Origin of the sequence: Mycobacterium sp., from assembly GCF_040509115.1 — a bacterium.
Taxonomy (GTDB): domain Bacteria; phylum Actinomycetota; class Actinomycetes; order Mycobacteriales; family Mycobacteriaceae; genus Mycobacterium.
This window is the reverse complement of the sequence record NZ_JBEVLO010000022.1, coordinates 1-21,419: the sequence shown is the minus strand read 5'-3', so window position 1 is coordinate 21,419 and position 21,419 is coordinate 1. Positions and strand designations below refer to the sequence as shown.

Here is a 21,419-nt window from a genome sequence, read left to right as displayed (position 1 = left end):
ACGTCAGCCGGTGAGGACGACCGGAAATACGTCGTGCGTGCCGCGGAAACCCTTGAACGCGACCGCTTCAGCCTCGGCGAGGTCGATGCCGTCGAGTGCGTCGACCTCGTCGCGCACCGCCTCGCTGATCAAGATCTCGCCGCCGCCCGCGTGGCCTGCGATTCGGGCCGCCATCGCCACGTTGAGCCCGAAGAGATCGTCGCCGCGCCGGACGGAGGTTCCGACGTGAATGCCCATGCGTACCTTGATGTCTTGCCAGCGCTCGGGGTGGTCGCACAGTTCCCGCTGCACGTCGATGCAGCATCGTAGGGCGGCTTCGGGATCGGCAAAGGCGAGCATGAAGCCGTCGCCCTGATTCTTGACTACGTGCCCCCGGTACTGGTCGACCAGGGAACGGACCAAGTGTTCGTGGCGCTGCAGCAACCTGACCCACGCACGGTCACCCAATTCCTCGTTGCGTTCCGTGGACGACTCGATGTCGGAGAACACCACCACGACGTTGCCGTCGGCAGCCAGTCGCGCCAGATCGGGCCGCTCCACGCTGGCCCAGCCAGCGAGATCCTCGATCGAGTTGCGAACGGTAGCGCCAATCCCCTTGGTGCGGACCATCTCCGCGGTCTTCCACGTCTTCCTGATGGCGAAGGGCGCCAGCCCGCGTCGCCGTCTCCTGCGGTGCGCGGAGCGCTCGAGTAGAGCTTGTTCAAGGCGCTGCCGGGTCGCCGACAGCCGCCGGTTCGTGACGATGAGCAGGACCGCCAGCGTGACGACGGCGACCAGCGCGACGCCGAGGAGGACCGATAGGACGAGTGTCGTCATCGGAGGAGAGTGCTGGATCTGTCGTCGATCATGGCCAGTTGATGTTAGCCAACGGACGGATGAAGCTTTGCCACCCTTATTGACGTTCTTATTGACGTTTCCGAAAAAGAGCGTCGGGTACCCCCTCCGGAGGACAAGGAGGTCTGGAAGATGCCCACTTGGGGATGGATTTTGATCGCAGCGATCGTTGCGGTCGCCGTCGTGGCGGTGATCGTCGCTGGCACGCGAAGCAATCGCAAGCGAACCGAAGGACTCAAGCAACGCTTTGGGCCCGAGTACGAGCGGACGGTGGCCGTCAGCGGCGATCAGACTGCCGCTGAGAAAGAGCTCGCGGCGCGCGAACGCAACCGCGACAAGCTCGACATCGTCGCGTTGTCACCGGAGGCCCACCAGCGCTACACGGCATCGTGGCGGAAGGTGCAGACCGACTTCGTCGACGATCCGGCAGGAGCCGTGGCGGACGCGGATCGGCTGGTGACCATTGTGATGGACGAGCGCGGCTATCCCGTCGACGACTTCGATCGTCGCGCGGACGACATTTCCGTCGATCACCCGGCCGTGGTCGAGAACTACCGGGCCGCGCACGCAATCTACTTGTCGCAGAACGCAGGCGACGTCGACACCGAAGCGCAGCGCCAGGCGTTCGTGCACTACCGGGCGCTGTTCGAGCAACTGCTCGAAACCGCCAAGCCCACCAACAAGTCCAACGACACCGACACTTCACAGGAGGCACGCGCATGAGCACCCCACGCAACGACGCCGAGACCACCGGCCTGACTGCCGAGGCACCGAACCCGCAGGCGGACTATCAGCGCGCGGACTACCAGCGTGCCGATTCCCAGCAGACGGACTACCAGCGTGCCGATTCCCCGCAGGCCGACTATCAGCGTGCCGATTACCAACGGGCCGACCAGCAGCCCGGTCAACAGTCTGCCGACCAACCGCGCTTCGAGCAGCCGGGTGACCCGTTGGCCACGCCGACCCAACCCATGCCGCGCGATGAGGTCACGACGCCCACGCCGCAACAAGAACCACCCATCGCTGATCAGACCATGGGCCCACCGCTCGGCGTCGACGAACCGCCGACGCCACGGACACCCGCTCGCGACGACGACCGGGCCACGGAGCTCTCGGAGACTCCGCGACCGGCCGCGTCGGCTGCGGCGAACCACCACGCCCCGACGGACGAGACCGCGGAACCGGATTCGTTGTTCGCCGTCAACGACCTGTCCGGCTTGCGCTCCCGTTGGGACGACGTCCAGGCCGGCTTCGTCGACGATCCGCGGATGTGCGTGCAGAAGGCCGACGGTTTGGTGTCCGACGTCGTCGACCAGTTGACGGATGGCTTCTCCCAGGCCCGCGCACGACTCGAAGAACAGTGGGCCCGCGGCGAAGAGGTGTCGACGGAGGATCTACGCCTCGCGCTCACCCGCTACCGCGAGTTCTTCCAGCGACTGCTCGCCGTCTGACCGTCTGAACGCACCGCGCGCGAGGGCCACGGCCACCACCGTGGCCCTCCGTGCTGCGTCAAGATCGGGACGGGGTCGTCACCAGACCCGGACCCAATCGACGAGCATGTCGGCCGGATATGTTCCGCCCGTGGGATCCCCGCCGCCCGACCCGGAGACGGCGAGGTTCAGCATCGGCGCCAACTGGTAACCGGGATCGTTGAACGGCCAGTCGTCGAGTGAGTTGGCCGGAACCGTGAAATACGGCTCCATGCCCTCGACGTAGTCCCGCCAGAAGTACAGGCCCGCGTCGTTCCACGTGCAGCGCCAGACGTGCCACGCACTGTCGACGTCGAAGGGCTGGGTCGCGAAGGAAGTACCGTCCAGTCGGGCATGGACGGTGGTTCCCGAGGGCCAATTCCCGTTGCCGTACCACTCGACCAGGTCGATTTCGCCGCCACGGACCGGGTCGTTGTTGAGCAGCCACCAGGCGGGCCAACAGCCCAGGGTCAGGCAGTCGAACTTCACCCTCGCCTCGAAGGTGAGACCCATGCCGCCGCGCCAGTTCCCGGTGAGCTTGCCGGAGAAGTACTTCCCGTTCTCCTTGGTGGCTCGGATGACCAGGTTGGAATTGCCGTCGAGGAAGACATTGGTGCGGCTGTTGCGGTACTGGCCCATGTTCTCCGGACGATCCCAGAACACGGGGTTCTTGATGGTCTCGCGGGCCGTGGCGATCGTCCACTTCGTCGAATCCGGCGCCGATCCGGCCGGACCGTCGAACTCGTCGTGGAACAGGAAAGTCGGCGCGGTCGTCCCGACCGGCGGCTCGAGGGGTGGTGTGTTCGAGTCCCCTGGGGCGGCGCCGGCCAGGGGCGGCATCGACAGCGTCGTCGGCATCGCGGCGGCGAGCACGCCGAGCCCCGACAAGTAGAGGAGATTGCGACGATCGAACTCGGGCATTGCGACACGATAAGGCCACCTTGCTGGAATGCGCGTGTTGGCATGCCGATTGGCGCGTCGGTCCATGCCCGCCCGTCATCGCCGATCACCACGCACTGGTAAGGCAAAGAGGTCGTCGGTTTAGTGCGTCGAGTGCCCGCTACCCGGGTATCCCCCATTCGTAGCCGCAGATCAGATCGCAGACGTCTCCGCCCGTAAGTCTGTGCACACCCGCTAGTGACGATCCTTCAGCAGTTGGCTTCGGCGATGGGTGGCGAACGTGGCGTCAGCGGCGCCAATCGCCTGTGCGAGGCATGCGTCGAACTTCTGGGCGTCGACGCGGCCGCACTGTCGCTGGTCCTCGGCAGCTCCACCACGGGCACGCTGGGGTCCAGTGGCGAGGCGGCTCGGCACTACGACGAACTGCAATTCACGTTCGGCGAAGGACCCTGCATGGACACCGTGGCACGCGGCGCCCCGGTTCTCGTGGCCGATCTCGCCGACCCACTGGAGTTGAGGTGGCCTGCATACCGCCCTGCCATGGTGGCTCAGCGGGTCCGCGGCGTCTTCGCCATGCCGGTGATCGTGGCCAGTCAGTACACCGCCGCCCTCGACTTGTTTCGGTTTCGGCCCGGGATGTTGTCGCCAGCGGATCTCGCAGGGGCGTTCTCCGCCGCCGACCTGGCCCAACTGCCCGTCCTGGACATCCTTGGCAAGTACCTTGAGTCGGCGACGGCGGACCCCGACAGCGATGCCTGGACCGAACTCACGACCCTGTCGCGAGCCGAGGTGAGCCAGGCCACCGGGGTGTTGGTCGCCCAGCTGGGCAGCGGTCCTGCAGATGCCCTCGCACGTCTGCGCGCCCACGCGTACGCGACCGGGCGCACCGCGACCGAGGTGGCACGCGACATCATCGACCATCGACTGCGACTCGACGCCGATGGATGACCGCGTTCCCCACTAGCCATCGACCAGCGGTCCAGGGCCCCCGACCAGAGGTCCAGGGCAGCCTCGGTGGGGCGGGATCCCGCGGTCGCCCGAGTCAGCGGTGCGTAAGAACCTCCGAGTGTCACGTCCCTCGGCACCTCCACTCGCCGCGCTGCGACGGCGCGGCGGATACCGAGCATCGACGGGAAGAGGCGGGCCAGGGGTTTGGCAGTGACGTCAGCGGGAACTTGCCTGTGGAGTTGTCCAACGGCTTGAGTTCTCCAACGGCATTGGTGCCCGGCGCAACGCAGCGCCAACATCGCGTCCGCGCGGTGAACACCGCCGACCACGAGAACAACACGCGAGACCGGTTCCTGCCGCCGCATCAGCCCAGAGCGGCGCGGCCGCCATCTACACGATCGTCGCTGCTCACAACGCTCTAGGAGTTGACTGATGATCGCCTCGTTTCACCACGACCCCCAGACGAAAGCCGTAGGCGCTCACACCCGATCCGCGCGCACCCCACCCGCGAGGATGGACGCCGTGATGAGACTCACGGGGGGCAACATCGCCTTCACGCTTGCCGGCGCCGGACCGGTGGTAGTCCTCGTGCACGGCTTGGGCGGAACCCGTCAGACCTGGCACGACCTCATCCCGACGTTGGCTCTGACCCACACGGTGATCGCCCCGGATCTGCCCGGCCACGGCGAATCCGATCCGCCTGCCGGCGACTATTCGCTGGGCGCTCACGCGTGCGCCATCCGCGACCTGTTGCTGGCTCTTGGACACCACAGCGCGACGATCGTCGGGCATAGCCTCGGCGGTGGCGTCGCGCTGCAGATTGCCTATCAGTTCCCCGACCGCACCGAGCGGCTGATGTTGATCAGCAGTGGCGGCCTGGGTTCCGAAGTGGCACCACTGCTGCGCGCGGCGACCCTGCCCGGCGCGCAAGGCGTGATCGCCGGGCTCGCCAGGATTCCCATGGCCGTGACGCGGCTTGCCTTGGCGCTTGTCCCGCCTCTGGCGGCATCACCGGACGCCGACGCTCTAGCCAGGGTGTTGCGCGGACTGGGCGGAGCTCAGCAGAGACGCGCGTTCATCAGAACCGCGCACACCGTCATCGACTGGCGCGGTCAGAGCGTGTCGGCCACTCGCCAACTGGGCCTGCTTACCGACCTTCCGGTCCTGGTCGCCTGGGGAACGCGGGACACCACGATTCCCCCGCACCATCATCAGACCTTCGCCGAACGCGTACCGCACGCCGTGATGGTCGAGATCGCGGGCGCTGGGCACTACCCGCACGAGACCAACGCCCCACAACTGGTTGCCGCGATGGGCGCCTTCTTGTCCACCACCAGCCCCTTCGAATACTCGGAGGCCCGGTGGACCGACCTACTGACCGCGCCACACGACCGCGGTGCGTCGACGGCACCGCGACGCAGCAAGCCCCACCCCACCGACTCGATCGTTGGGGAAGGCGTCGTCGTGACGCAACGGGATTGAGCCGATCCAGGCCGTCGTACGGACGCTGACCGCGCGTAGCGAGCGGATCCTCAGCACTCCACGACGTTCAACGGGAGCTCGAAGACGTTGAGCGCCAAGCCACCCCGTGCGGTCTCCTTGTACTTGACGCTCATGTCGGCGCCGGTCTCACGCATGGTCTTGATGGCCTTGTCCAGCGAGACGTGATGGGTTCCGTCCCCGTGCAGGGCCATCCGGGCGGCACCGATGGCCTTCATGCTGCCCACCGCGTTGCGTTCGATGCACGGGATCTGGACGAGGCCGCCGACCGGGTCGCAGGTCAGTCCCAAATTGTGTTCGATGCCGATCTCGGCGGCGTTCTCCACCTGTTCGGGAGTGGCGCCCAGCACCTCGGCCAGCCCGGCGGCCGCCATCGAGCAGGCCGAGCCGACCTCGCCCTGGCAGCCCACCTCGGCGCCGGAGATGGAAGCATTCTCCTTGAACAGCAACCCGATTGCGCCCGCAGTGAGGAGGAACCGGACGACGCCGTCCTCGCTGTACCCGTCGATGAACTTGCGGTAGTAATGCAGCACGGCCGGGATGATGCCCGCGGCGCCGTTGGTCGGCGCCGTGACCACGCGACCACCCGCGGCGTTCTCCTCGTTGACCGCCAGCGCGTACATGGTGACCCATTCCATGGCCCGCAGGGCGTCACCGTCGTCGTCACTGGTGCGCAACTGTTCTCGCAGCGCGGCGGCGCGACGACGGACTTTCAGTCCGCCGGGTAGCACCCCGCCGGTCTTGCTGCCGCGTTCCACGCACTCCTGCATGACGTCCCAGATGTGCAGAAGGCCCGTGCGGATCTCGGCCTCGCTGCGCCATGCCTGTTCGTTGGCCATCATCAGATCGCTGATCCTGAGCCCGGTTTCGGTGGTCAGCCGCAACATCTCGGCGCCGCTGCTAAATGGGTAGGGCACCGGCGTCGGGTCGGTGATCAACACCGCCGTCCCGGTTTCGTCCTGATCGAGCACGAATCCGCCACCGACGGAGTAGTACTCGCGGCGTTCGAGCTGGCGTCCGTCGGCGTCGAGCGCCTCGAAGACCATGCCGTTGGTGTGGAAGTCCAGCCGCTTACCGCGGTGCAGCACGACGTCCTCGTCGACGTCGAACCGGATCGGGTGGGTTCCCGCCAGCGTGAGCTGCCCGTCGGCGCGGACCGCGGCGACCAGTGGTTCGGCCTGAACGGGGTCCACGAGGTGTGGCTGCTCTCCCCCCAGTCCGAGTACGACGGCCTTGACACTGCCGTGGCCGTGCCCGGTGGCCCCAAGGGAGCCGAACAGCTCGCAGCGCACCGCGGCGGTCTGATCGATCGTGCCGTCGGACACCAGGCGCGTCGCGAATTGGTAGGCGGCCTTCATGGGGCCAACGGTGTGCGAGCTGGAGGGGCCGATGCCCACTTTGAAGAGCTCGAAGACGCTGATCGTCATGTGGTTGAACCGCCTGTCTCAGGCAAGTGCGCCCAGGGTCGAATGCAGCACCGACGTTTAGATAGGCGATTAATATATCAATTTCATGTCTTAGGCACAGTGGTGCGGGAGACGCATACCTGTTGGATATCAGGGTGTTAAAGTCGGCCCGTGTCGGTGATCAGCACGGGCTTGGACAGCCCGCCGTCGTCCCTGGCCGACCGCGCCTATCTGGCCTTGCGTGATCAGCTGACGACGTTGCAGATCCGGCCTGGCGAACCCATCGACGACGGTCGGGTCGCGGGCGAGCTCGACGTGGGGCGCACCCCGGTCCGCGAGGCGCTCAAGCGCCTCGAAGACGACCGCCTCGTGGTGTCGTACCCGCGCAGAGGGACGTTCGCGACCGGGGTCGAGATCACCGACCTGGCCCACATCAACGAGATTCGCGTCCAACTCGAGCCTCTGGCCGCCCGGCGTGCGGCCGACCGGGTGACCGCAACCGAGCGCACGGCGATGCAGGACATCCTCACCCGGTTCGCCACCGTCGACGACCTTCCCTCCGATGCCACCGACCTGATGCGACTGGACATGACCGTGCACCGCACGATCTACCGGGCCGCGGGCAACCCCCATCTGGAGGCCGTCCTCATCCGCTACCACAACCTGGTCACCCGGATCTTCTGCCTGTTCCTGGAACGACTACCCGACGTGGCCGAGCACATCAACGAACACACCGCGATCCTGACGGCGATCCTCGACGGCGACGGCGACACCGCAGCCCAGTTGACCCTCCAGCACGTCAACGGGTTCGAGCACGGCGTCCGCGCCGTCATCTGAGCGCTGCCCCACCGCACACCCGCTCGCGGTCGGCGCCTCGTTGCGGTTGACCGCCCCGACGCCAAACATTACAGTCACAGTGAACTGATATATTAGTCATCGGTTAGCGAGGGGAGCCCAGCGATGACACCCGGACCCACCACTCCCCCTGGCGCACACCTGCCAGAACATCCTGAATTCCTCTGGCGCACACCCGAACCCAAGAAGACCTACGACGTCGTCATCGTCGGCGGCGGCGGACACGGACTGGCGACCGCCCACTACCTCGCCAAGAACCACGGCATCACAAACGTCGCGGTGTTGGAACGGGGTTGGCTCGCCGGCGGCAACATGGCCCGCAACACCACCCTGATCCGTTCCAACTACCTGTGGGACGAGAGTTCGTTCATCTACGAACACGCCCTCAAACTCTGGGAGACCCTCGAGGACGACCTCGAATATCCGATCCTGTTCAGCCAGCGCGGCGTGCTCAACCTTGCGCACAGTCTGCAGGACGTCCGCGACAGCGTTCGGCGCGTCGAGGCCAACAAGCTCAACGGCATCGACGCCCAGTGGGTCGACCCCGATGAGGTCAAGAAGCTCTGCCCGATCGTCAACGTCTCCAACGACATTCGTTATCCGGTGCTCGGCGCGACGTATCAGCCGCGCGCCGGCATCGCCAAACACGACTACGTCGCATGGGGATTCGCCCGCCGAGTCGACGAAGCAGGCATTGACATCATCCAGAACTGCGAGGTCACCGGATTCATCACCGACGGCGACCGCGTGACGGGCGTGCGCACCACCCGGGGTGACATCGGTGCCGGGCAGGTCGCGCTGTGCGCAGCCGGACACACGTCGACGCTGACCGACATGCTCGGCATCCGCACACCACTGCAGAGCCATCCCCTACAAGCCCTGGTCTCCGAACTGCTCGAACCCGTCCACCCGACGATCGTGATGAGCAACGCCATCCACGTCTACGTGTCGCAGGCCCACAAGGGTGAGCTGGTCATGGGCGCAGGCGTGGACTCCTACAACGGGTACGGCCAGCGCGGGGCGTTCCACATCATCGAACGTCAAATGGCCGCCGCGGTGGAGCTGTTCCCGGTGTTCGCCCGCGCGCATCTGCTGCGCACCTGGGCGGGCATCGTCGACGTCTGCCCCGACGCGTCACCCATCGTCGGCCGCACCCCTTACGAAAACGTGTATCTCAACGCCGGTTGGGGCACAGGCGGATTCAAGGTCACACCCGGTCTGGGCTGGTGCCTTGCCGACACCATCGCCAACGACGAGCCACACGAGTACGTCGCACCGTTCAGCCTCGACCGATTCGTCACCGGCGCGCTGGTCGACGAGCACGGCGCCGCCGGCGTCGCGCACTGAAGCCGAACCAGCCACCCAAGCAGGAGCGAACATGCAACTCATCGAGTGCCCGTGGTGCGGGCCGCGTGAGGAAACCGAATTCCACTACGGCGGCGAGGCACACGTCGCCTACCCCGAGGACCCGCAGGCCCTGACCGACGAGGAATGGGCTCACTACGTGTTCTTTCGCCGCAACCCCAAGGGTCTGTTCGCGGAGCGTTGGAGTCACAACGCGGGGTGCCGCCGCTGGTTCAACGCGATCCGCGACACCGCCACCTACCGATTTCATCGCGTGTACCGCACGGACGAGCAGAAGCCGACGATCTAGATGAGTGCACCCTTCCGCACCACCGAGGGTGGACGAGTCGACCGGACCACTACCGTCAACTTCACCTTCAACGACCGGGAACTGACCGGCCACCGAGGCGACACGCTGGCCTCAGCGCTGCTGGCCAACGGCGTGCACCGGGTCACCACCAGCATCAAGCTGGGTCGTCCGCGCGGTATCACCTCAGCGTGGGCCGAGGACACCGGGGGCCTGGTCCAAGTCGAACATCCCTTCCCCGAGCCGATGCTGCTGGCCACCACGGTGGAACTGTTCGAAGGCCTGGTGGCCAGGGGCATTCCTGGACAAGGCCGCCTCGCCGAAATCGCCGATACCGCCAAGTACGACGCCACCCACGTGCACACCGACGTGGTGGTCACCGGAGCGGGGCCAGCGGGTCTGGCCGCTGCGTTGACGGCGGCCAGGGCCGGCGCGCGGGTGGTGCTTCTCGACGAGCAGAGCGAGGCAGGCGGAGCACTGCTGGGCAGCGCGGACGTCATCGACGGCAGACCTGCGCTGGACTGGGTCGCCGACTCGGTGGCCGAGCTCGCCACCTATCCCGACGTGCTGCACCTGCAGCGCACCACGGCCTTCGGGCACTACGACGATGGCTTCGTCCTGGCGTTGCAACGCCGCACCGATCACCTCGGCGCGAAAGCACCTGCGGCAGTGAGCCGTCAACGCGTGTGGCGGATCCGGGCCCGGCGGGTCGTCGTGGCCACGGGCGCCCACGAGCGTCCCGTCGTGTTCACCGACAACGACCGGCCGGGCATCATGCTGGCGCACGGCGCGAGAACCTTCCTGCACCGCTACGGCGTGAAGGTGGGCCGGCAGGTCGCGGTGTTCACGACCAACGACAGTGCCTACCTGTCGGCGCTCGACCTGCACGACGCCGGTGTGACCATTACGGCGATCGTCGATGCCCGCCCCGAGGTGTCGTCAGATCTGTTGAGCGCATGCGATGCTCGCGGTATCGCCGTCCGGGTGGGGTCGCTCATCACGGGAACGCGCGGCGAGGATCGCGTCACGCACGCCCTCGTCGCTTCCGGCGATGCCGTGCAGCCCGTCGAGTGTGATGCGTTGTTGATCAGCGGCGGTTGGAATCCCGCGGTGCACCTGTTCAGCCAGGCACGCGGAAAGCTGCGCTACGACGACGTCCTTGGCGCATTCGTGCCAGGCGAGAAGCTCGATGGGGTGAGCGTCGCCGGATCCGCCAACGGCGTGTTCGACCTGCCGGGTTGCCTACGCGACGGGCGCGAGGCGGGGACGGCAGCCATCGGTGACCTCGGATACTCCGCTACCTCCGATCCGCTTGCGGGCGAGACGGATTCGGCTCGGAAGCCAGCGGCGGACCTGGTGCTGTGGTACGTGCGGGACCCGAAGAATGCCACCAGCCAGTTCGTCGACCTGCAGCGCGATGCCACGGTGGCCGACCTGGTCCGCGCGGTGGGAGCCGGAATGCGGTCGATGGAACACATCAAGCGCTACACCACGATCGGCACCGCCCACGATCAGGGCAAGACCTCCGGGGTCGTCGCATCGGGCATCACCGCCGCACTGCTCGACGCCCCCGTGCAGGATCTGGGCGTCACGACGTTCCGACCGCCCTACACCCCCGTGGCGTTCGCGGCGCTCGCCGGCCGCAGCCGGGGCAGCCAGTTCGACCCGGAACGCGTCACGGCAGTGCATGACTGGCACGTCGACCGTGGTGCGGTGTTCGAGGACGTCGGCCAGTGGAAGCGACCGCGGTACTACCCGCTCAACCCCGGCGGGGCGACGACGGAAAGCATGGAAGAGGCGGTGCTGCGCGAATGTGCCGCCGTCCGTGGTGGCGTCGGTGTGCTCGACGGTTCCACCCTGGGCAAGATCGACGTCCAAGGCGTCGATGCAGGCCAGTTCCTGGACATGCTCTACACCAACATGATGAGCACCCTCAAGGTCGGGATGGTCCGCTACGGCGTGATGTGCGGGGTCGACGGCATGGTCATCGACGACGGGACCGTGATGCGGTTGGACGACAACCGTTTCCAGGTATTCACCACCACCGGTGGTGCCGCGCACATCCTCGACTGGATGGAGGAGTGGCTGCAGACCGAGTGGCCCCACCTACGGGTGCGACTGACGTCGGTCACGGAGCAGTGGCATACCTTCCCCGTCGTGGGCCCGAAGTCGCGCGACGTCGTCGGGGCGGTCTTTCCGGACGTCGACGTCAGCAACGAGGCGTTCCCGTTCATGGCGTGGCGTGATACGAGCATCGACGGTGTGCACGTCCGAGTGGCCCGGGTGAGCTTCTCCGGCGAACTCGCCTATGAGGTCAACGTGATGGGGTGGTACGCGACCGCGTTGTGGCAGAAGCTCATCGCCGCGGGCGAGCCCCATGGCATCACGCCATACGGCACCGAGACGATGCACGTGTTGCGCGCCGAGAAGGGCTACCCGATCATCGGGCAGGACACCGACGGAACCAACACCCCTCAAGACCTCGGCATGAGCTGGGCGGTGTCGAAGAAGAAGGTGGACTTCATCGGCAAGCGGTCGTTCACCCGCAGCGAGAACCTCAATCCGCTTCGCAAGCAGTTCGTCGGGTTGTTGCCCATCGACGCGGAAACCGTTCTGCCAGAAGGCGCACAGATCATCGAAGCCGTCGCTGATGGCGTCCTGCCTCCACCGCCGGTGCCCATGCTCGGGCACGTGACATCGAGCTACCGCAGCGCCGAACTGGGTCGCCCGTTCGCGCTGGCGCTGTTGAAGGGCGGACACGCGCGCATCGGAGACACCGTCCACGTCCCCGTGTCCGGAACCCTGATTCCCGTGGAGATCACGGGTTCCGTGCTCGTCGATCCCGAAGGAGCGCGCCGCGATGGCTGACACCCTCACCCGCCGCAGCCCACTGCAGGGCTATCAGTCCCGATTCGCGGGACTGCCCGATGCCACGAGCATCTGCGAGGAACCGTTCGTCGCGATGGTCGACCTGTGGGTCGATCCCGCTGGATCCGGCGGCGGCGCGGTGGCAGGCGTCCTTGGCGTCGGCGCGTTGCCGACGGAGCCGTCGACGGTCATCGAGGGCACCGATTCGACGGTGATCTGGTTCGGCCCGCAGGAGTGGCTGATCACCTCGACCGCGTTGACCGGTGAGGCGCTCGAAGCGAAGTTGCGCAGTGCCGTCACCGAACGCGGCGGCGCTGCCATCGACGTGTCGGCCCAGCGCACCACCGTCCGACTTCGCGGCGAACACGCCCGCGACCTCCTCGCCAAGGGCTGCTCACTCGATCTGCATCCGGCAGTGTTTCGGCCAGGAACCGCCGCGCAGACCATGCTCGGCCAGGCCGCCGTCGTGCTGATCGCGTTGGCCGACGACGGCTCTGACTATCGAATCCTGGTTCGGTCGTCGTTCGCCGGCCATCTGGCCGAGTGGTTGATCGACGCGGCCGAGGAGTTCGGCGTCCGCTGGTAGGCCGGTGCCGGACCTTTCGCGGTGGCGCGGCGCTTGCGTCAGTCGACCGCGGCCAGCGGACGCGCTTGCAGCGAGGCCGTGGCCAGTCGCAGGAAGTCACGGATCCGGCGTTCGCGCCGACTCTTGGCCACGGCCAGGCATGTCTCGACGGGCTCGGCATCGGTCACGGGGACGTAGGCGAATTCGGGGCGTGAGTAGGCCGCGGCGATACCGCGGGGCATCAAGCCGATGCTGTGACCGACGGCAATGAGCTCGAACTTCTCCTCGATCGAGGACGTTCGCCGGGCGGGTTGATCGAGGATGTTCTCGCCGTCCAGATCTGCCATCCGCAGCGTCCTTCGGCGGGCGAGGCGGTGGGAATCGGGCAGACAGGCCACCATGCGGTCTCTGCCGATGGGGATCACGCGTAGTCCGGTGTCGTCGAAGGGCCGCCGCAGATAGCCGACATCGGCTCTGCCGTCGCGCAGCGGTGCATCCTGCTCCCACCACTTCAGTTGCAGCAGATCGACTTCCACGTTGGGATACTGGGCGTTGAAGGCGCGGATCGGCTTGGAGACTCCCATCCCCGGCGAGAACGCGACCACTAGGCGCTCTACTCCGCGACTGGCCTCTCGCACCCGCCGGAGTGCGGCGTCGACGCTCGCCAGGACCACGACGGCCTCGCTGAGCAGCTGTTCACCGGCGGCCGTCAAGTGCACGCTGCGCGTCGTCCGCTCGAAGAGCGCAAACCCCAAGTCCTGCTCCAGCGAGCGGATCTGACGGCTCAGGACGGGCTGGGCGATGTAGAGCTGGTCGGCCGCTCGACCAAAGTGCTGCTGCTCGGCGACCGCCACGAAGTAGCGCAGCTTGCGCATGTCGAGATCCATACCCCGACCGTATCAATCTTCGGCAACGGGTATTGGACGCGTGATCGCGCGAGGCGCAGGGTGGAAGGCGTGACCGTCATCACGACCTTTCGCCACTGGCGCCCAGTAGCACTCAGGCCAGCCGTGCTCGGTCAGCCCGCCACCGGCGCGGCGTGACACCACCCATCAGACCAGAACGGAATCATCATGCGGATCACGGCTGCCGTCTCGCGCGTTCGGGACGCGCCACTGGAGTTGGAGCAGGTCGAACTGGACGACCCTCGCGAGGACGAGATCCTGGTCCGGATGGTGGCGGTCGGCATCTGCGGCGGCGACCTGGCCGTCGTGGACGGGCTCAATCCGACGGCGCTGCCCGCCGTACTGGGACACGAGGGAGCGGGAATCGTGCAACGCGTTGGTGACGGCGTCACCACCGTTGCCGCCGGAGATCCGGTCGTGTTGAGCTTCAACAACTGCGGAAGCTGCGCGCACTGCCGCGAGGCTCGGCCAGCCTACTGTGACCATTCGTTCCCACTGAACTGGGGAGGCCGTCGACCCGACGGCAGCACCGCCGTCACCGACCTTGGAGGTAATGCGCTCAGCAGCAACTTCTTCGGCCAATCCTCCTTTGCGACCTACGCTTTGAGCAACGTACGCAACACCATCAAGGTTGCCCCCGAGGTTCCGCTCGAACTGTCGGGGCCCATGGGGTGCGGCTTCGGAACCGGGGCGGGCACCGTCCTCAATGCGCTCAAACCCGGGCCGGATTCCACGGTCGTCATCCTCGGGGCCGGCGCGGTCGCCTTCTCGGCACTGTTCGCCGCCAAGATCGCCGGTGTGGGCCGAGTCATCGTGGCGGCCCGACGGGCAGCGCCGTTGACGTTGGCGACCGAACTCGGTGCCGACGTGGTGATCGACACCTCGACGACTGACCTCGCGGAGGCGCTGAAACGGTTGGGCGGCGTGGACTTCGCGATCGACACCACAGGATCGCCCGCCGTCCTCGAAGCGACGTTGGCGGCACTGAAGCCCGACGGGACGCTCGCCATCCTCGGGGCCGGTCACGACCAGGAGCTCACCGTCGTCATCCCTGCGCTGATCCCCGGTCGGGTGATTCGTGGCGTGCCCCTGGGGGATCCGAATCCACCCGAGTTCATCCCCTACCTGATCCAGCAGTACGAGGCAGGCAACTTTCCCGTCGATCGTCTCGTCGGCTACTACCCGCTCACACGCATCAACGACGCGATCGCCGACAGCCGCTCCGGCAAGACCATCAAGCCGATCCTCACGATGTGAAGGGCCCCGTTCCGACGATGCTCGTCGAGCGGCCCGGAATCGACGGCATCGACCTGGCTCGCCAGACCGTGAGACGACGAGGTATGGTCACAGCCGTGAACATCGGCACGCGCTGCTATTGGCGCTTTATCTCGGCTCCGGGTGGAGCCGCGGATAGGGCGCACTAGACCACGCGCGATACGCCACCCGGAGCCCAGCAGTGACCATTTGGTCGCTGCTTTTCGTCATTCAGGGCACCGGATGAACTGACGGGCCGCCCTGAGAACCACTCACAGGAAGCCCGACCACATCGTGACCATCACCACCATCGACGCCGAGACCGAAAGCACCTCTGATCGACGTATCACGTCCTTTCGTCCCGTTCCGGCTCCCGAGCAGATCCGTGCCGAACTCCCCCTGAGCCAGGCCGTGTCCGAAGCGGTCAGACGTCATCGCGAGGAGACCACCGACATCCTCGCCGGCATCGATGATCGCCTGCTGGTGATCGTGGGGCCGTGCTCGGTCCACGATCCCGTGGCCGCCATGGACTACGCGCGTCGTCTCGCACCCCTGGCCGTTGCGTACGCCGATCGACTCAAGATCGTCATGCGGGTGTACTTCGAGAAGCCCCGCACCACCGTCGGCTGGAAGGGGCTCATCAACGACCCCGGCATGGACGGCACCTTCGACGTCGAGCGAGGACTGCGCACCGCCCGCCAGCTGCTGTGCGACATCGGAGCGCTCGGCCTGGCAGTGGGTTGCGAATTCCTGGAACCCACTAGCCCGCAGTACATCGCCGACACCATCGCCTGGGGTGCGATTGGCGCCAGAACCACCGAGTCGCAGATTCACCGTCAGCTGGCCTCCGGCCTGTCGATGCCGGTCGGATTCAAGAACGGCACCGACGGCAACGTCCAGCCCGCCATCGATGGCGTGAAAGCCGCTGCGGCGCAACACGTCTTCTTCGGGATCGACGGCCTCGGCAGGGGCGCCATCGTCGAGACGTCGGGTAACCCCGACTGCCACCTGATCCTGCGGGGCGGGTCGGGCGGCCCGAACTTCGACGCGGAATCCGTCGCCAAGGCGATCGAGGGTCTGGTCGCGGCGAGGCTGCCCGCCAACGTCATGATCGACTGCTCGCACGCCAATTCTGACAAGGATCACGTCCGCCAGGCCGAAGTCGCCCACGAGATCGCGGCCAGGATCGCCGCGGGCGAGCGCGGCATCAGCGGCTTGATGTTGGAGAGCTTCCTGGTCGCAGGCGCCCAGCCCGTCGGCCCCCATCTGGTGTACGGCCAGTCGGTCACCGACAAGTGCATGGACTTCGAGACGACCGCCGATGTGCTGGCTCGGTTGCACGAGGCCAAGCTCCAGGGAGGCCTTCAGGGACGCTAAGGCAGGTGACGCGCTGCGGCCGCAGAGGTGGGCGAAGGCGGCGCTAGCCCTCCGTGGACAGCACCGTCAGCACCACTCCGCCACCCGTGACACTTACCCGCACGCAGGACAAGGCGGCAACCGTTGCATCGGCGTCGGCTACTTGATGGGCGTCATGGGTGGTCGTGACGGCCAGCACGTGCGCCCCAGCGGCCCGTCCCGCGGCGATGCCGGCGGGCGCGTCTTCGACCACCACGCATCGAGCGGGGTCGAAGCCCAGTGCCGCCGCGGCCTTCGCGTATCCCTCGGGGTCCGGCTTGCCGACGGAGACGTCTTCGGCGCAGATCATGACCTCGGGAATGGGTAGTCGCGCCGCCGTCAGCCGAGCGGTCATCAATGCGCGTCCGCCCGACGTCACCGCGGCCCACCGCTCACGTGGCAACGCATCGATGAGCTGCTGCGCGCCGGGCAACGCCGTCACGCCGTCGAGATCGGCCGACTCGAGCTCCGAGAGCCGGGCCACCGCCGCGGTCTGACGCTCGGGCGCGACGAAGTCGGCGATCGTGTCCTCGCTCCGTCGGCCGTGACAGACCAGCATCACTTCATCGGCATCGACGTCGTACTCCCTGGCCCAGGTGCGCCACGAACGTTCGACGACCGGAGTCGAGTCCACCAGGGTTCCGTCGATGTCGAACAGGATTGCGTCGACGTCCAACATCATGAGAGCACCCTACTCAGGCAGTCGCGCCGCCCCCGATCTTCACCGTGGACGGACCGGTCGCCGCAGGCTAGCCCAACGACAGCTCCACATCCGACGCGCACGTCACGAACCCCGCACCGGTGGGAGCAGCCGAGTAGAGCCCGACTTGGAGATGGCCAGCCATGGTGAGCTGCCGAATCAGTGACCAAATCGCCTCTGCCTCATGGACGTACACCTCGACGGTGGTGCCCTGACGCACCACCTTCAGCGAGGTGAGGCGGTCGGTCGGCGAACGCGACCAATCAGAGGTACCGCTGGTGGCGACCCCACCGACGAAGATGTCGCCGTCGCGCTCGAAGCTCGTCTTGAACCACTTCGTCTCGTTCTCGATGAGAATGAGGCCGCACTGGTCGTATCGCTCGCTGAGCGGGGCCGCGAATTCGGCCGATAGCGCGAAGTCGCCGTCGGCCGGGTGGAGCAGTGCATGACCGTTGTGCGACACGACCCCCGACGCCGTTGTGCGCCAGTAGTCAGACCCGGGCTCGCAGTTCCATGACACCGTCTTCGCGGCGGCATCGACGCTCGACGCAGTCGCTCGGGTCCATGTCCAGTCGGATGTCAGCGATACACCACGCATCTGTTGCGGCCTCGAATCTGTTGTGGGATCGGAAGAGCGGGCCCGGTGGCGCGCCGTCGCCGAACGGGTTTGGTGTTCAGCGGACCAATCTAGCCGTGCGATCGGCCTTCAGTCCGTCGATCGACGGTCGTACCGCCCGCGCCGAGCCTCTTGGCCCGGATGCCGCTGCGACGAACGTCCGACGACCGTTCTTGACACCTGTCAAGTATGGTGGACAAATGCTGCTCTCCGACGTGCTGCCGAATGCGCCCACCACCACCGCCGACGCGTTGTCTCTGTTCGACGCGTCGGCAGCCGTCGACCCCGACGCCATGGTCGGCACCTGGCGCGGCACCGAATTGCCCACCGGCCACCCGATGGACGGCCTGCTGGAAGCCAGCGGCTGGTGGGGTAAGCAGTTCATCGACGCCGAAACCGTGCATCCGCTGCTCTTCCCGGCGGCCGACGGCACGCTCTGGGCGATGAATCCCGTGCTTGCGATCAGCGGCCTCGGTATCGTCACCAAACTGCCCGGCCTGCGCGGCCGCAACTACCAGAGCGCGGTCTCCGCCGCGCGGCCAGCCCTGAGCACCAGGGCCCCGAAGGCGCGCTTGCGCACCACGCGCTATCGCGACGTGGACAGCGCCACGATGGTCTACGACCAGGTGCCCATCAACGACGTCTTTCGCCGACTCGACGACGACACCGTGATCGGCGCGATGGACCTACGCGGGTCGAAGGCGCCGTACTTCTTCATACTGCGACGCGACGACTCGCTTCGAGTACGGTAAGCCGTCCTTGCCGGTCAACGGCCCGGACACCGAGCTTGACCCGCCACCAACGCTATTCGAGATCGGCGTGCCGCGCGAACATGTCGTCGGAGGTCTGCCCGGTTCGCTCCATCAGCTCGAGCACCACGGCGTCGAAGGTGAGCGCGGTGATCTGCTCGAAGGCCGAACCCATCGGCTGAACCGAGGCGACCTGCCGCACCTCGCCACGAACCTTCGGCGACGCGCCTGGCAGCACGACGACGACGTCGGCCATCCGTCCGAGGATCGAGTCGGCGTCCATCGTGACCAGCGCGACCGAAACCCCGCTCGCCTGCGCCGTCTTCCCGAGCGCGACCAGGCTCTCGGTGCGCCCCGATCCCGAACCCACGATGAGCAGGTCGCCCTTGGAGGTGTGGGGGCTGGTCACGTCACCGACCATCGATGCCGAGAACCCCAGGTGCACAAGGCGATTGGCGAACCCTCTGATGGCGACCCCCGAACGCCCGGCGCCGGAGAGGAAGACGTGGTTCGCCGCAAGGATCGCGTCGGCCAACTCGTCGAGTTGGGCGTCGTCAATCCAGCGCTGGTTGCTGGTCAGCTCGCCAAGGATGGTCTTGAGATGGGTGGTGGTACTCATCGCGTCACTCCTCCGATGGTGTCGTCCAACGCGAGCGGCAGTTGAGCGGTCATTGCTTGCCTCCATGGGTGGCAAGCGCGTTCACGTGGAGCCTGGTGGCCGAGTTGACGTGACACGGTGCTGGCAGCGCCGTGCGCGGCGAAGCGGCGGTCAGCTCGATCTCCGTGCGCGGTACGCGGCGACGGCCAGCCGATTGCCACAGGTGGTGCTGCAGAAGCGGCGAGATCGGTTGCGGGACAGGTCGAACACCAGGCCGTCGCAAGTGGGGTCGTCGCACACGGTCAGCCTGCTCATCTCGTCGAGTCGGATGACGTCGATCATCGCCATCGCGGTTTCGACCGCGATACGCGTCGCGAACGGTTGGTCGGCGGTGACCGCGTGCAGATGCCAATCGGCGTCGCCGTGGCGTACCAGCTTGGGCCGTGCGTCGTGGTCTTCCAAGAGCTGGTTGACGATGTCGACGGCTTCGTCGCGGGCACTGGTGAAGAGTCGCCGCAGCACGGGTCGCAGGCTCCGGACGGCCCGCAGTTCGGCCTCGTCGCCATCCAACCGCCCGGTGTAGTCGTACTCCGCGTAGAAGTCCGAGAGCTGTTCCACCGCAAGGAGTGTGTCGGGCTCAACTGCCGAGTTGACCAGCGCGACCGCAGCTCGCATCCCCGTCTCGGTGTCATGGGCTAGCAGCATCGTGCCACGTTACCAGCGGCGATCATCGAGGTTCGGCCACCGCGCGAGGCGTCTCGGGTGTCGGCTGCGCGGCCTTGGGCTCGCCCAGCTTGACCACGACGACGCCGAACAGGATCAATGCGCCGCCGACGAGTTGAATCACCGCGGGCGCCTCGCCGAGCAGAAGCCACGCGAACACCAGCGCCGAAACGACCTCCGCCAGACCCACGAAGGAAGCCAGCCGGGGGCCGAGTCGTCGACTCGCCAGGATTCCGAGCACGTAGGCCAGCGCCGCGGTGACCACGCCCAATGCGAGGATCGGTACCCACCACGGCACCGTGGCACCTACGAAGTCGACGCCGGTGCGCGGCGCCGCGAAGGGAACGATGCCGACGAGCCCGGCGAGCAGCAACAGCGTGCCGCCGAGCAGCAGACCCCCGGCCGCCAAGGCGATCGGCGGCAGTCCATTGTCCTCGTCGGCGGAGATCACCCAGTAGACCGCGGCGCCCGCCATCGCCGCGAGCGCCCAGAGCACCCCGACGACGTCGACGTCGGCTCCCGATACCAGGTTCAGTACCAAAACCAGCCCCGCTGCAGCGATTACGGCGCCGATGAAGGTCAGTCGACCAGGCCGCTGACCGTGGCGGACCCACAGCCAGCCGATCACGGCGACCGGTGCGGTGAACTCGATCAACAACGCCACACCGACCTGCATGTAGCTGACCGCGTTGAAGTACGCGAGCTGACATCCGGCCACGGCGGCCGTTCCGTAGACAGCGATCAACTTCAGGTTTCGCCGCAGCAGGAACCACCGGCCCCTCAACGACATCGCCGCGGGCACCAGCATCACGGCGGCCGCGAGCAGCAGCCTCGCCGTCACCGCGGAACCCGCAGTCCACCCGGCATCGATCAACCCCTTGGCCAGCGGACCCGACAATCCGAACGCCGCGGACGACGAAAGCCCGAACAGCACACCCAGGCCCGTGCGGGACGTTCCTGGCACCGTGTCATCAGCCATTACCGACATGGCTCATTACCCTAGGCCGTCGCCGGTCATCTGCCAAGTGGAATTTTGCCCATGACGCACACGCGACTCGATCGGTCTCGAGCGAGGCGAATCGGGAGAGGCGCTCGGACATCGCCGGACGATTTGGGGTGAGTTACGAGGTCACGACATCAGCGGGGGCGGCCAAGTCGCGCCGAACTACCGCCGTCGGGATCAACGCCGAGTCCGGCGCAGGTCACACCGGCCCACACGGTCGCACACGAGCATCGCAGGTCGCCGAGTCGGTGGCTGCCGCGAGCGCGACAACGAGTTGGATCTCGACTGGAGCCCCACCGGGGAGCGTGCTTACGCCTACCGCTGCGCGGGCGCCGAGACCGGCCGAAGGCCAAGTGTCGAACAATATCGCGCTCGCGCTGTCGGCTAGACGAGAGTGATCGGTGAAGTCCGCGTCACACGCCATGTAGACGGTCAGTTGTAATACGCGTTCGACGGCACGTGAGCCGCGGACGGCATCGA

The 21,419-nt window shown here is 66.8% G+C and carries 21 protein-coding genes; 12 read left to right on the top strand and 9 right to left on the bottom strand.

Annotated elements, in window-relative coordinates; all coding sequences use genetic code 11:
* Positions 1-3 precede the first annotated feature (3 nt).
* Complete coding sequence (locus ABW137_RS02000; RefSeq protein ID WP_526396356.1) at positions 4-816, bottom strand: adenylate/guanylate cyclase domain-containing protein; 813 nt, start codon at positions 814-816, stop codon at positions 4-6.
* 150 nt (positions 817-966) lie between these two features.
* On the opposite strand from ABW137_RS02000, the gene ABW137_RS01995 reads away from it, so the two are divergent.
* Both ABW137_RS01995 and ABW137_RS01990 read left to right on the top strand, forming a co-directional pair.
* A complete protein-coding gene (locus ABW137_RS01995; RefSeq protein WP_526396354.1) occupies positions 967-1,557 on the top strand; it encodes a hypothetical protein in 591 nt (196 codons plus the stop codon).
* A complete protein-coding gene (locus ABW137_RS01990; RefSeq protein WP_526396352.1) occupies positions 1,554-2,285 on the top strand; it encodes a hypothetical protein in 732 nt (243 codons plus the stop codon). Before ABW137_RS01995 ends, ABW137_RS01990 begins: the two co-directional genes overlap by 4 nt.
* Positions 2,286-2,363: 78 nt before the next feature.
* Here the strand turns inward: ABW137_RS01990 and ABW137_RS01985 are convergent, their stop codons facing one another.
* Positions 2,364-3,224, bottom strand: a complete 861-nt coding sequence (locus ABW137_RS01985) for a glycoside hydrolase family 16 protein (protein WP_526396350.1) — start codon at positions 3,222-3,224, stop codon at positions 2,364-2,366.
* A gap of 216 nt (positions 3,225-3,440) precedes the next feature.
* Here ABW137_RS01985 and ABW137_RS01980 point away from each other — a divergent pair, with 216 nt between their 5' ends.
* Together ABW137_RS01980 and ABW137_RS01975 are read left to right on the top strand one after the other, a co-directional pair.
* Positions 3,441-4,151 (top strand): ANTAR domain-containing protein, encoded by a 711-nt coding sequence (locus tag ABW137_RS01980; protein WP_526396348.1) that lies wholly within the window; start codon positions 3,441-3,443, stop codon positions 4,149-4,151.
* 525 nt (positions 4,152-4,676) lie between these two features.
* On the top strand, positions 4,677-5,633 hold the full coding sequence (locus tag ABW137_RS01975) for an alpha/beta fold hydrolase (RefSeq protein WP_526396346.1): 957 nt from the start codon (positions 4,677-4,679) through the stop codon (positions 5,631-5,633).
* A 50-nt stretch (positions 5,634-5,683) separates the two neighbouring features.
* Here ABW137_RS01975 and ABW137_RS01970 read toward each other — a convergent pair whose 3' ends face one another.
* The gene (locus ABW137_RS01970) at positions 5,684-7,078 is read right to left on the bottom strand and encodes an L-serine ammonia-lyase (RefSeq protein ID WP_526396344.1); all 1,395 of its coding nucleotides are present in this window, start codon (positions 7,076-7,078) and stop codon (positions 5,684-5,686) included.
* A 150-nt stretch (positions 7,079-7,228) separates the two neighbouring features.
* Here ABW137_RS01970 and ABW137_RS01965 point away from each other — a divergent pair, with 150 nt between their 5' ends.
* The 5 genes from ABW137_RS01965 to ABW137_RS01945 all read left to right on the top strand — a co-directional run bounded on the left by ABW137_RS01965 (position 7,229) and on the right by ABW137_RS01945 (position 13,017).
* Entirely contained in the window at positions 7,229-7,894 is a 666-nt protein-coding gene (locus ABW137_RS01965; protein WP_526396342.1) for a GntR family transcriptional regulator, read from the top strand.
* 123 nt (positions 7,895-8,017) lie between these two features.
* The gene (locus tag ABW137_RS01960; protein WP_526396340.1) at positions 8,018-9,259 is read left to right on the top strand and encodes a sarcosine oxidase subunit beta family protein; all 1,242 of its coding nucleotides are present in this window, start codon (positions 8,018-8,020) and stop codon (positions 9,257-9,259) included.
* A gap of 31 nt (positions 9,260-9,290) precedes the next feature.
* Positions 9,291-9,566 (top strand): sarcosine oxidase subunit delta, encoded by a 276-nt coding sequence (locus ABW137_RS01955; protein WP_526396338.1) that lies wholly within the window; start codon positions 9,291-9,293, stop codon positions 9,564-9,566.
* On the top strand, positions 9,567-12,431 hold the full coding sequence (locus tag ABW137_RS01950; RefSeq protein WP_526396336.1) for a 2Fe-2S iron-sulfur cluster-binding protein: 2,865 nt from the start codon (positions 9,567-9,569) through the stop codon (positions 12,429-12,431).
* Positions 12,424-13,017, top strand: a complete 594-nt coding sequence (locus ABW137_RS01945) for a sarcosine oxidase subunit gamma (protein ID WP_526396334.1) — start codon at positions 12,424-12,426, stop codon at positions 13,015-13,017. The genes ABW137_RS01950 and ABW137_RS01945 overlap by 8 nt, the downstream gene beginning before the upstream one ends.
* Before the next feature lie 38 nt (positions 13,018-13,055).
* Here ABW137_RS01945 and ABW137_RS01940 read toward each other — a convergent pair whose 3' ends face one another.
* Positions 13,056-13,883: a LysR family transcriptional regulator gene (locus ABW137_RS01940; RefSeq protein ID WP_526396332.1), complete on the bottom strand. Its 828-nt coding sequence runs from the start codon at positions 13,881-13,883 to the stop codon at positions 13,056-13,058.
* A 186-nt stretch (positions 13,884-14,069) separates the two neighbouring features.
* On the opposite strand from ABW137_RS01940, the gene ABW137_RS01935 reads away from it, so the two are divergent.
* Together ABW137_RS01935 and ABW137_RS01930 are read left to right on the top strand one after the other, a co-directional pair.
* Entirely contained in the window at positions 14,070-15,158 is a 1,089-nt protein-coding gene (locus ABW137_RS01935) for an NAD(P)-dependent alcohol dehydrogenase (RefSeq protein ID WP_526396330.1), read from the top strand.
* 297 nt (positions 15,159-15,455) lie between these two features.
* Positions 15,456-16,532, top strand: coding sequence for a 3-deoxy-7-phosphoheptulonate synthase (locus ABW137_RS01930; RefSeq protein ID WP_526396426.1), 1,077 nt, complete (start codon positions 15,456-15,458; stop codon positions 16,530-16,532).
* A gap of 43 nt (positions 16,533-16,575) precedes the next feature.
* Here the strand turns inward: ABW137_RS01930 and ABW137_RS01925 are convergent, their stop codons facing one another.
* Both ABW137_RS01925 and ABW137_RS01920 read right to left on the bottom strand, forming a co-directional pair.
* On the bottom strand, positions 16,576-17,232 hold the full coding sequence (locus ABW137_RS01925; RefSeq protein ID WP_526396328.1) for an HAD-IA family hydrolase: 657 nt from the start codon (positions 17,230-17,232) through the stop codon (positions 16,576-16,578).
* A 67-nt stretch (positions 17,233-17,299) separates the two neighbouring features.
* Positions 17,300-17,848 carry a DUF1349 domain-containing protein gene (locus ABW137_RS01920; RefSeq protein WP_526396326.1) on the bottom strand — a complete coding sequence of 183 codons (549 nt, stop codon included), beginning with the start codon at positions 17,846-17,848 and terminating at the stop codon, positions 17,300-17,302.
* A gap of 218 nt (positions 17,849-18,066) precedes the next feature.
* Between ABW137_RS01920 and ABW137_RS01915 the strand changes: the two genes are divergently transcribed.
* Positions 18,067-18,618 (top strand): DUF4334 domain-containing protein, encoded by a 552-nt coding sequence (locus tag ABW137_RS01915; RefSeq protein ID WP_526396324.1) that lies wholly within the window; start codon positions 18,067-18,069, stop codon positions 18,616-18,618.
* A 52-nt stretch (positions 18,619-18,670) separates the two neighbouring features.
* Here the strand turns inward: ABW137_RS01915 and hxlB are convergent, their stop codons facing one another.
* The 3 genes from hxlB to ABW137_RS01900 form a co-directional block, all read right to left on the bottom strand.
* Positions 18,671-19,234: a 6-phospho-3-hexuloisomerase gene (gene hxlB, locus ABW137_RS01910; protein WP_526396322.1), complete on the bottom strand. Its 564-nt coding sequence runs from the start codon at positions 19,232-19,234 to the stop codon at positions 18,671-18,673.
* A gap of 150 nt (positions 19,235-19,384) precedes the next feature.
* Positions 19,385-19,918, bottom strand: coding sequence for a CGNR zinc finger domain-containing protein (locus ABW137_RS01905; RefSeq protein ID WP_526396320.1), 534 nt, complete (start codon positions 19,916-19,918; stop codon positions 19,385-19,387).
* Between the two features lie 22 nt (positions 19,919-19,940).
* The gene (locus ABW137_RS01900) at positions 19,941-20,915 is read right to left on the bottom strand and encodes an EamA family transporter (protein WP_526396318.1); all 975 of its coding nucleotides are present in this window, start codon (positions 20,913-20,915) and stop codon (positions 19,941-19,943) included.
* Between the last annotated feature and the right edge of the window lie 504 nt (positions 20,916-21,419).

Excerpts from the sequence above, each read along its gene's own strand:
- ABW137_RS02000 (WP_526396356.1), bottom strand. The coding sequence starts at position 816 with ATGACGACACTCGTCCTATCGGTCCTCCTCGGCGTCGCGCTGGTCGCC.
- ABW137_RS01995 (WP_526396354.1), top strand. The coding sequence starts at position 967 with ATGCCCACTTGGGGATGGATTTTGATCGCAGCGATCGTTGCGGTCGCC.
- ABW137_RS01990 (WP_526396352.1), top strand. The coding sequence starts at position 1,554 with ATGAGCACCCCACGCAACGACGCCGAGACCACCGGCCTGACTGCCGAG.
- ABW137_RS01985 (WP_526396350.1), bottom strand. The coding sequence starts at position 3,224 with ATGCCCGAGTTCGATCGTCGCAATCTCCTCTACTTGTCGGGGCTCGGC.
- ABW137_RS01975 (WP_526396346.1), top strand. The coding sequence starts at position 4,677 with ATGAGACTCACGGGGGGCAACATCGCCTTCACGCTTGCCGGCGCCGGA.
- ABW137_RS01970 (WP_526396344.1), bottom strand. The coding sequence starts at position 7,078 with ATGACGATCAGCGTCTTCGAGCTCTTCAAAGTGGGCATCGGCCCCTCC.
- ABW137_RS01960 (WP_526396340.1), top strand. The coding sequence starts at position 8,018 with ATGACACCCGGACCCACCACTCCCCCTGGCGCACACCTGCCAGAACAT.
- ABW137_RS01955 (WP_526396338.1), top strand. The coding sequence starts at position 9,291 with ATGCAACTCATCGAGTGCCCGTGGTGCGGGCCGCGTGAGGAAACCGAA.
- ABW137_RS01950 (WP_526396336.1), top strand. The coding sequence starts at position 9,567 with ATGAGTGCACCCTTCCGCACCACCGAGGGTGGACGAGTCGACCGGACC.
- ABW137_RS01945 (WP_526396334.1), top strand. The coding sequence starts at position 12,424 with ATGGCTGACACCCTCACCCGCCGCAGCCCACTGCAGGGCTATCAGTCC.
- ABW137_RS01940 (WP_526396332.1), bottom strand. The coding sequence starts at position 13,883 with ATGGATCTCGACATGCGCAAGCTGCGCTACTTCGTGGCGGTCGCCGAG.
- ABW137_RS01935 (WP_526396330.1), top strand. The coding sequence starts at position 14,070 with ATGCGGATCACGGCTGCCGTCTCGCGCGTTCGGGACGCGCCACTGGAG.
- ABW137_RS01925 (WP_526396328.1), bottom strand. The coding sequence starts at position 17,232 with ATGATGTTGGACGTCGACGCAATCCTGTTCGACATCGACGGAACCCTG.
- ABW137_RS01920 (WP_526396326.1), bottom strand. The coding sequence starts at position 17,848 with ATGCGTGGTGTATCGCTGACATCCGACTGGACATGGACCCGAGCGACT.
- ABW137_RS01915 (WP_526396324.1), top strand. The coding sequence starts at position 18,067 with ATGCTGCTCTCCGACGTGCTGCCGAATGCGCCCACCACCACCGCCGAC.
- hxlB (WP_526396322.1), bottom strand. The coding sequence starts at position 19,234 with ATGAGTACCACCACCCATCTCAAGACCATCCTTGGCGAGCTGACCAGC.
- ABW137_RS01905 (WP_526396320.1), bottom strand. The coding sequence starts at position 19,918 with ATGCTGCTAGCCCATGACACCGAGACGGGGATGCGAGCTGCGGTCGCG.
- ABW137_RS01900 (WP_526396318.1), bottom strand. The coding sequence starts at position 20,915 with ATGGCTGATGACACGGTGCCAGGAACGTCCCGCACGGGCCTGGGTGTG.